The organism is Pseudomonas sp. SWRI99 (assembly GCF_014270125.1).
GTDB lineage: Bacteria > Pseudomonadota > Gammaproteobacteria > Pseudomonadales > Pseudomonadaceae > Aquipseudomonas > Aquipseudomonas hamedanensis.
The window spans coordinates 165355-171984 of the sequence record NZ_JABWQR010000013.1 but is presented as its reverse complement, the minus strand read 5'-3'; the positions used below and the strand labels follow the sequence as shown (position 1 = coordinate 171984).

The 6630-nt window shown below is 60.1% G+C and carries 7 protein-coding genes; 3 read left to right on the top strand and 4 right to left on the bottom strand.

Annotated features, from left to right (window positions below; genetic code table 11):
• Positions 1–63 precede the first annotated feature (63 nt).
• Together HU743_RS13235 and HU743_RS13230 are read right to left on the bottom strand one after the other, a co-directional pair.
• Positions 64–831: a TerC family protein gene (locus HU743_RS13235; RefSeq protein WP_186546257.1), complete on the bottom strand. Its 768-nt coding sequence runs from the start codon at positions 829–831 to the stop codon at positions 64–66.
• Between the two features lie 67 nt (positions 832–898).
• Positions 899–2206, bottom strand: a complete 1308-nt coding sequence (locus HU743_RS13230) for a CitMHS family transporter (protein ID WP_186546256.1) — start codon at positions 2204–2206, stop codon at positions 899–901.
• Between the two features lie 322 nt (positions 2207–2528).
• Here HU743_RS13230 and HU743_RS13225 point away from each other — a divergent pair, with 322 nt between their 5' ends.
• Positions 2529–2933, top strand: coding sequence for a GFA family protein (locus HU743_RS13225; RefSeq protein WP_186649048.1), 405 nt, complete (start codon positions 2529–2531; stop codon positions 2931–2933).
• On the opposite strand, the gene HU743_RS13220 is transcribed toward HU743_RS13225, so the two are convergent.
• Positions 2930–3256 (bottom strand): DOPA 4,5-dioxygenase family protein, encoded by a 327-nt coding sequence (locus HU743_RS13220; protein WP_186546254.1) that lies wholly within the window; start codon positions 3254–3256, stop codon positions 2930–2932. The two genes, HU743_RS13225 and HU743_RS13220, sit on opposite strands and share 4 nt — an antisense overlap.
• 82 nt (positions 3257–3338) lie before the next feature.
• On the opposite strand from HU743_RS13220, the gene HU743_RS13215 reads away from it, so the two are divergent.
• Positions 3339–4004, top strand: coding sequence for an NAD(P)H-binding protein (locus HU743_RS13215; protein ID WP_186649046.1), 666 nt, complete (start codon positions 3339–3341; stop codon positions 4002–4004).
• Between the two features lie 46 nt (positions 4005–4050).
• Here HU743_RS13215 and HU743_RS13210 read toward each other — a convergent pair whose 3' ends face one another.
• Complete coding sequence (locus HU743_RS13210) at positions 4051–5001, bottom strand: LysR family transcriptional regulator (protein ID WP_186649045.1); 951 nt, start codon at positions 4999–5001, stop codon at positions 4051–4053.
• A gap of 114 nt (positions 5002–5115) precedes the next feature.
• On the opposite strand from HU743_RS13210, the gene betC reads away from it, so the two are divergent.
• Positions 5116–6630 (top strand): choline-sulfatase, encoded by a 1515-nt coding sequence (betC, locus tag HU743_RS13205; RefSeq protein ID WP_186649044.1) that lies wholly within the window; start codon positions 5116–5118, stop codon positions 6628–6630.

Genomic DNA, 6630 nt, shown 5'->3' with positions numbered 1-6630 from the left:
GATACACCGCTTTCGCGAGCAGGCTCGCTCCCACACGGGTGTCGCGTTGGCAGGACTAGCGGGTTATTGGCCCGGCATATCCTTGCGCAGTTTCACCGGGTCCTGCTGCTTCTTTTTCCGGTCCATCGCGCCGCGCAACTTGATGTTGATCGCTTCCACCGCCAGCGAGAACGCCATGGCGAAGTAGACGTAGCCCTTCGGTACGTGCACGTCGAACGATTCGGCGATCAGCACGGTACCGACCACCAGCAGGAACGACAGCGCGAGCATTTTCAGCGACGGGTGCTTGTCGATGAATTCGCTGATCTTGCCCGACGCCAGCATCATCACCAGCACCGCAACGATAATCGCCGCAACCATGACCGGGACGTGGGACACCATGCCCACGGCGGTGATCACCGAGTCCAGCGAGAAGACGATGTCGATGATCGCGATCTGGATGATGGTGTAGAGGAAGTTGCCGCCCTTGCCCGAAGGCGCGTCGTCGCTTTCGTCTTCGCCTTCCAGCGCGTGGTACATCTCCTGCGAGCTTTTCCACAGCAGGAACAGGCCACCGAAGAACAGAATCAGGTCGCGGCCGGAGATGCCCTGGCCGAACACTTCGAACAGGTCGGCGGTGAGGCGCATGACCCACGTGATCGAGAGCAACAACAGGATCCGCGTGATCATTGCCAGGGCAAGACCGAAGATCCGGGTGCGCGCCTGCATGTGCTTGGGCATGCGGCTGACCAGGATCGAAATCATGATGATGTTATCGATACCGAGGACGATTTCCAGGGCGGTCAGGGTAAAGAAGGCAACCCAGATTTCGGGGTTGGTCAGCCATTCCATGTGTATTCCTTTGATGTGTTAAACCAAGACGCCAGCGGGCAGCTGGCGTGTTGGTGAGTTGATGCCGTTACAAAGTGCTGAACAGCGGGAAAGTTCCCAACAGCAGGGCGGCCACCAGTATGCACAGGCAGACCAGAACTGCCCACTTCAGGGTGAAACGTTGATGGTCACCGAACTCGATACCGGCCAGGGCCACCAGCAGGTACGTCGACGGAACCAGCGGGCTGAGCAAGTGGACGGGCTGACCGACGATCGAGGCACGTGCCATTTCCACAGCGGTGATGCCGTAGTGGCTGGCCGCTTCGGAAAGCACCGGCAACACGCCGTAGTAGAACGCGTCGTTCGACATGAAAAACGTGAACGGCATGCTCACCAGCGCCGTGATCACCGCCAGGTACGGGCCGAGGAAGTCCGGAATCACTGCCAGCAAACTTTTCGACATGGCGTCGACCATCCCGGTTCCCGACAGGATACCGGTGAAAATGCCCGCTGCGAAAATCAGACTGACCACCGACAGCACGCTGCCGGCGTGGGCCGCCACACGATCCTTCTGCATTTGCAGGCACGGGTAGTTGACGATCATCGCGATACTGAACGCCACCATGAACAGCACCGGCAACGGCAGCAGGCCGGCGATCAGGGTGCACATCAACACCAGGGTCAAGAGGCCGTTGAACCAGATCAACTTCGGACGGCGGGCGTCGGGAAACTGCGACACGCTGATTTCGCTGTGATCAAGGTCATCGCCGATCAGGTGCAGTTCGCCCAGGCGCGCACGTTCACGCTTGCCGTAGAAGTAGGCAATGATCAGGATCGCCACCACACCGGCGCACATTGCCGGAATCATCGGCACGAAAATATCCGAAGGGTCGACATGCAGCGCACTCGCCGCACGGGCAGTCGGGCCGCCCCATGGGGTCATGTTCATCACGCCGCCGGCGAGGATGATCAGACCGGCCATGATCCGCGGGCTCATGCCGATGCGGCTGTACAGCGGCAGCATGGCGGCCACGCAGATCATGTAAGTGGTCGCGCCGTCACCGTCCAGGGAAACGACGAGCGCCAGCACGGCGGTGCCGACCGACACTTTCAGCGGGTCGCCCTTGACCAGCTTGAGGATCTTGCGCACGGCCGGGTCGAACAGGCCGGAGTCGATCATCAGGGCGAAATAGAGGATGGCGAACATCAGCATCACGCCGGTCGGCGCGAGCTTGGTGATGCCTTCGAGCATCATCGGACCGATCTTCGGCGCGAAACCACCGAACAGGGCAAACAGGATCGGGATAATGATCAGAGCGATCAGCGCGGACAGGCGCTTGGTCATGATCAGGAACATGAACGTGATGACCATGGCAAAGCCAAGGAAAGTCAGCATGGGAATACTCCAGGCGTAGCGCGGCGAATGAAATGAGCGGATCGGGCGCGATCAGCGCAGAGCAGCAAGCACAAGGCGTACGGGCGGAGTGACAGCGAAGAGGCGGGTTGCAGAGAACATCAGAATCACCATTGTTGTTGTTAATTGGGCCGGGCGTGCAAGCCATCACACGCGTTGGGCCAACCGGTCTGTTGCCGGAGGTGGGGCGATCCTAATCGCGGAAGCTTTCAGCTACCTTTCGGTAGCTAAAGCGTCGAATGAATGGTCAACCGGCTGTCGGTTGCGGCCAAGGTCAATGAATACGGGAACGGGAGCTTTCGGGATGAGCCAATTGCACAGCGGTGGTTGCCATTGCGGACATATCCGCTATCAGTTCAGCGGGGCGTTGGAGGACATCGCTCATTGTCATTGCTCGATCTGCCGCAAGGTCAGTGGCGGGATCGTCACGACGTGGATCACCGTGCCCGCAGCAAATTTTCGTTGGCTGGCCGGTACGCCGGCGCGTTACGACTCGTCGTCCAGTTGCAGGCGGTTTTTCTGCCCGAACTGCGGCGCACATCTGGCGCTGGTGACATCGCTCAGCCCGGACAGCATTGATGTGACCATCGCCACCCTGGAACACGCGGAGCGGGCCGCCGCCGAGCGGCATATCTGGACCGACAGCCAATTGCCGTGGCTGCATCTGGATGAGCACCTGCCCGGCGAAGCCAAAGAAACGCTTGATTAGAAAACCGACAAATCCAACCGCCGGACCGCGCCCATCCAGATCGCATGCTCGGTGTGATCAAGCAAATCATTGCCCGTGTCCGGGTGCAGGAACACCACCAGGCCTTTGCGGTGGAGCGCAAGCCACGGCAATACCTCGCCAAGGAGCTCTGGACCGAAGGCCAGTTGGCAGCTCCAGTCGGGGTGCGGTCCCACCGGACGCTCATGCACACGGCCCATTTTAACGGCGAACAACTGCACAGCCTGTTCGCACAAGGCGCGCGCCTGCTCGATGGTTTGTGCATCGAAATAGACATGGGCGTGATAGCCCTTGATCGCTTGCATGTGTACCTCTTCTGAATCGGTTCGAACCCTTGGCGGTTTCCACCGTCACAGGCCATATAGGACAACGATAAGGAAAACAGCCATGAAAAATGCCGAAACCCCGGCGATGAAAGTGGCGCTCTATGGTGCCATGGCCAGCCTGGGCGGTGCGTTGATGGCTGAATTGCTGCGTCGCCAGCACGAAGTCATCGCCATTCTCGACGATCTCACCGCGCTCGCGCCGCGCCCTGGGCTGCGCACTAAAACCGGCGATCTGTTCAACGCCGAGCGGGTCAATCAGAGTGTCGCCGGCAGTTCGGCGGTGATCTGCCTGCTGGACGCGCCGGGTTTGCCCTTCAATAGCGACCACGTTGAGCGCTCGGTGACGCTCGGGCCGGTCGAACAAGTGCTGGCCGTCGACGCGTTGGTTGAAGGCTTGCAACTGGCCAGCGTGCCGCGCTTGTTTCTGGTCGGCAATTTCGGCGTACTCGACGAGCCGGACAGCGACGAGCGCCTGCAACGCCATGCTGCCGAAGAAATGCTCGAGGCCGTACAAAGCAGCTCACTGCGCTGGACTTTGGTCAATGCGCCGCATGGCGTGGCCGGATTGACGATTGAGCATTTCATCCAGGTCGGCGGCAATCTTGAGCCGGGTCTGGCCGAACCGCTGGAGCGCTTGAATCGCGTCGCGGTGGGTATCGCCGATGAGCTGCGGCTGAATCTGCATGTGGGGGAGCATGTGAATTTCGTGGCGGCTTCAGCGATTTGAAAGATCGTCCGAAGGCTCGGGCCGCGATCGGACGATCTTTTGCTCTTCACACCGCAATCGAGGGCAGGGCCAGACCGTTGAGCGATTCGGCGCTGCTGGCCTGCTCGGCCATCAACCAATCGACAAATTGCTGAATCAAAGCGCCCCGGCGTTTACGTTGCGGCAAAACCACGTAATACCCCAGGCGAGACAGGGTGGTTTCCGCCAAGGGACGGCACAGCAAACCCTGCGTCAGCAAGTTATCCACAAGGTGGCGCCAGCCGATCGCCACGCCCTGACCGCCAATCGCCGCTTGAATCAGCAAGGTGTAATTGTCGAAACGCAACTGCCCCGGTGCCGGCGGCGTGATGATGCCCAGTTCGCGAAACAGACCACTCCAGTCAAACCAGTTGCTGCTGTTTTCCCCGCGCAAGTGCAGCAGCGGAAACTCCAGCAGCGCCTGGGCGGGCAGGGGCAATGGACGATCCTTGAGCAACAGCGGACTGCACACCGGGAAGACCTCCTCGCTGAACAGCCAATGGCTTTCGCCCTGCTTGAATCGACCGTCGCCAAACAGGACGGCCACATCGATATCGGTGCGCAGCATGTTGTGGTTGCGCTCGCTGGTGACCAGGCTGACGTCGACCTGAGGATTGGCGGCATGGAAGCGGTGCAAACGCGGCATCAGCCAATACGCGGCGAAGGCAAAATCCGTGGCGACCTGCAGCACTTCATGCTGCTGCTGTGCGCTGATCGCGCTTAATCCGGCGTCGATATGGTGCAAACCGAGGACCACTTGCTCAAACAGCAGGGCGCCGACCTCGGTCACTTCGATCCCCCGATAAATCCGATCGAACAGCCGCGCGCCGAGCTGCTCTTCCAACCGCTTGATTTGCTGACTGATCGCCGGTTGCGTGGTGCCCAGCTCCACCGCTGCCGCCGTGAAGCTGCGATGGCGAGCAGCGGCCTCGAAGGCACGCAGCAGGTCGAGGGACAGGCTCCCCAAGGCTTCATACATAAGCTGTGCTTATCCTAGTCATTGCCCGGCGCGGGCTTTACCCGATCCAGCATGGACTCCATGCTGGATCGCAGCAATGTCGCATAAATATTCACTATGGAATGCCGCGATCAGATGAAGCGCAAGAATATCCTGTTCATCATGGCCGATCAGATGGCCGCGCCCCTGTTGCCTTTCTATGGCCCGTCGCCGATCAAATTGCCAAATCTTTCGCGCCTCGCTGCCCAAGGCGTGGTGTTCGACGCGGCGTATTGCAACAGCCCGTTGTGTGCGCCGTCGCGTTTCACCCTGGTCAGCGGCCAATTGCCGAGCAAAATCGGCGCCTATGACAACGCCGCCGATTTTCCCGCCGACATCCCGACCTATGCCCACTATCTGCGGCGTCTCGGCTATCGCACCGCGCTATCGGGCAAGATGCATTTCTGTGGCCCCGATCAACTGCACGGCTATGAAGAACGCCTGACCAGCGACATTTATCCGGCCGATTACGGTTGGGCTGTGAACTGGGACGAACCGGATGTGCGGCCGAGTTGGTATCACAACATGTCGTCGGTTTTGCAGGCAGGGCCGTGCGTGCGTACCAACCAGCTCGATTTCGATGAAGAGGTGGTGTTCAAGGCGCAGCAGTATCTGTTCGATCACATCCGCGAGGAGGGCGACCAGCCGTTCTGCCTGACCGTGTCGATGACGCACCCCCACGATCCGTACACGATTCCCAAGGCATTCTGGGATTTGTATGACGACAGCGATATTCCGCTGCCGACAACGCCGGATCAGCACGAACTCGATCCGCACTCGCAACGCCTGCTCAAGGTCTATGACCTGTGGGACAAGCCGCTGCCTGTGGATAAGATTCGCGACGCACGCCGGGCCTACTTCGGTGCCTGCAGCTACATCGACGCTAATGTCGGCAAACTTCTGCAGACCCTCGAAGAAACCGGGCTGATCAACGACACCATCATTGTTTTCTCCGGCGATCACGGCGACATGCTTGGCGAGAAAGGCCTCTGGTACAAAATGCACTGGTACGAAATGGCCGCGCGGGTACCGCTGCTGATCAGTGCGCCCGGGCAGTTTGGCGCCGGTCGCGTCAGCGCTGCGGTTTCCACCGCCGATTTGCTGCCGACCTTCGTCGAACTGGCCGGCGGCACGCTGCAGCCGGGCCTGCCACTGGACGGCCGTTCACTGGTGCCGCACCTGCGAGGGCAGGGCGGCCATGACGAGGTGTTCGGCGAATACATGGCCGAAGGCACCGTCAGTCCGCTGATGATGATCCGCCGCGGCGCCTACAAATTTATCTACAGCGAAAGCGACCCGTGCCTACTCTTCGATGTGCATAACGATCCGCACGAAAGGGAAGAGCTGAGCCAGTCGCCGCAACATCGTCAGCTGTTTGAAGACTTTCTCGCGCAAGCGCGGGCCAAATGGGACATCCCGGCGATCCATCGGGACGTACTTGCCAGCCAGCGCCGGCGCCGTTTCGTCGCCGACGCCTTGACCATCGGCAAGCTGAAGAGCTGGGACCACCAGCCGCTGGTCGACGCCAGTCAGCAATACATGCGCAACCACATCGACCTTGATGATCTGGAGCGCAAAGCCCGTTATCCACAACCCTGCCAAAACCAATAA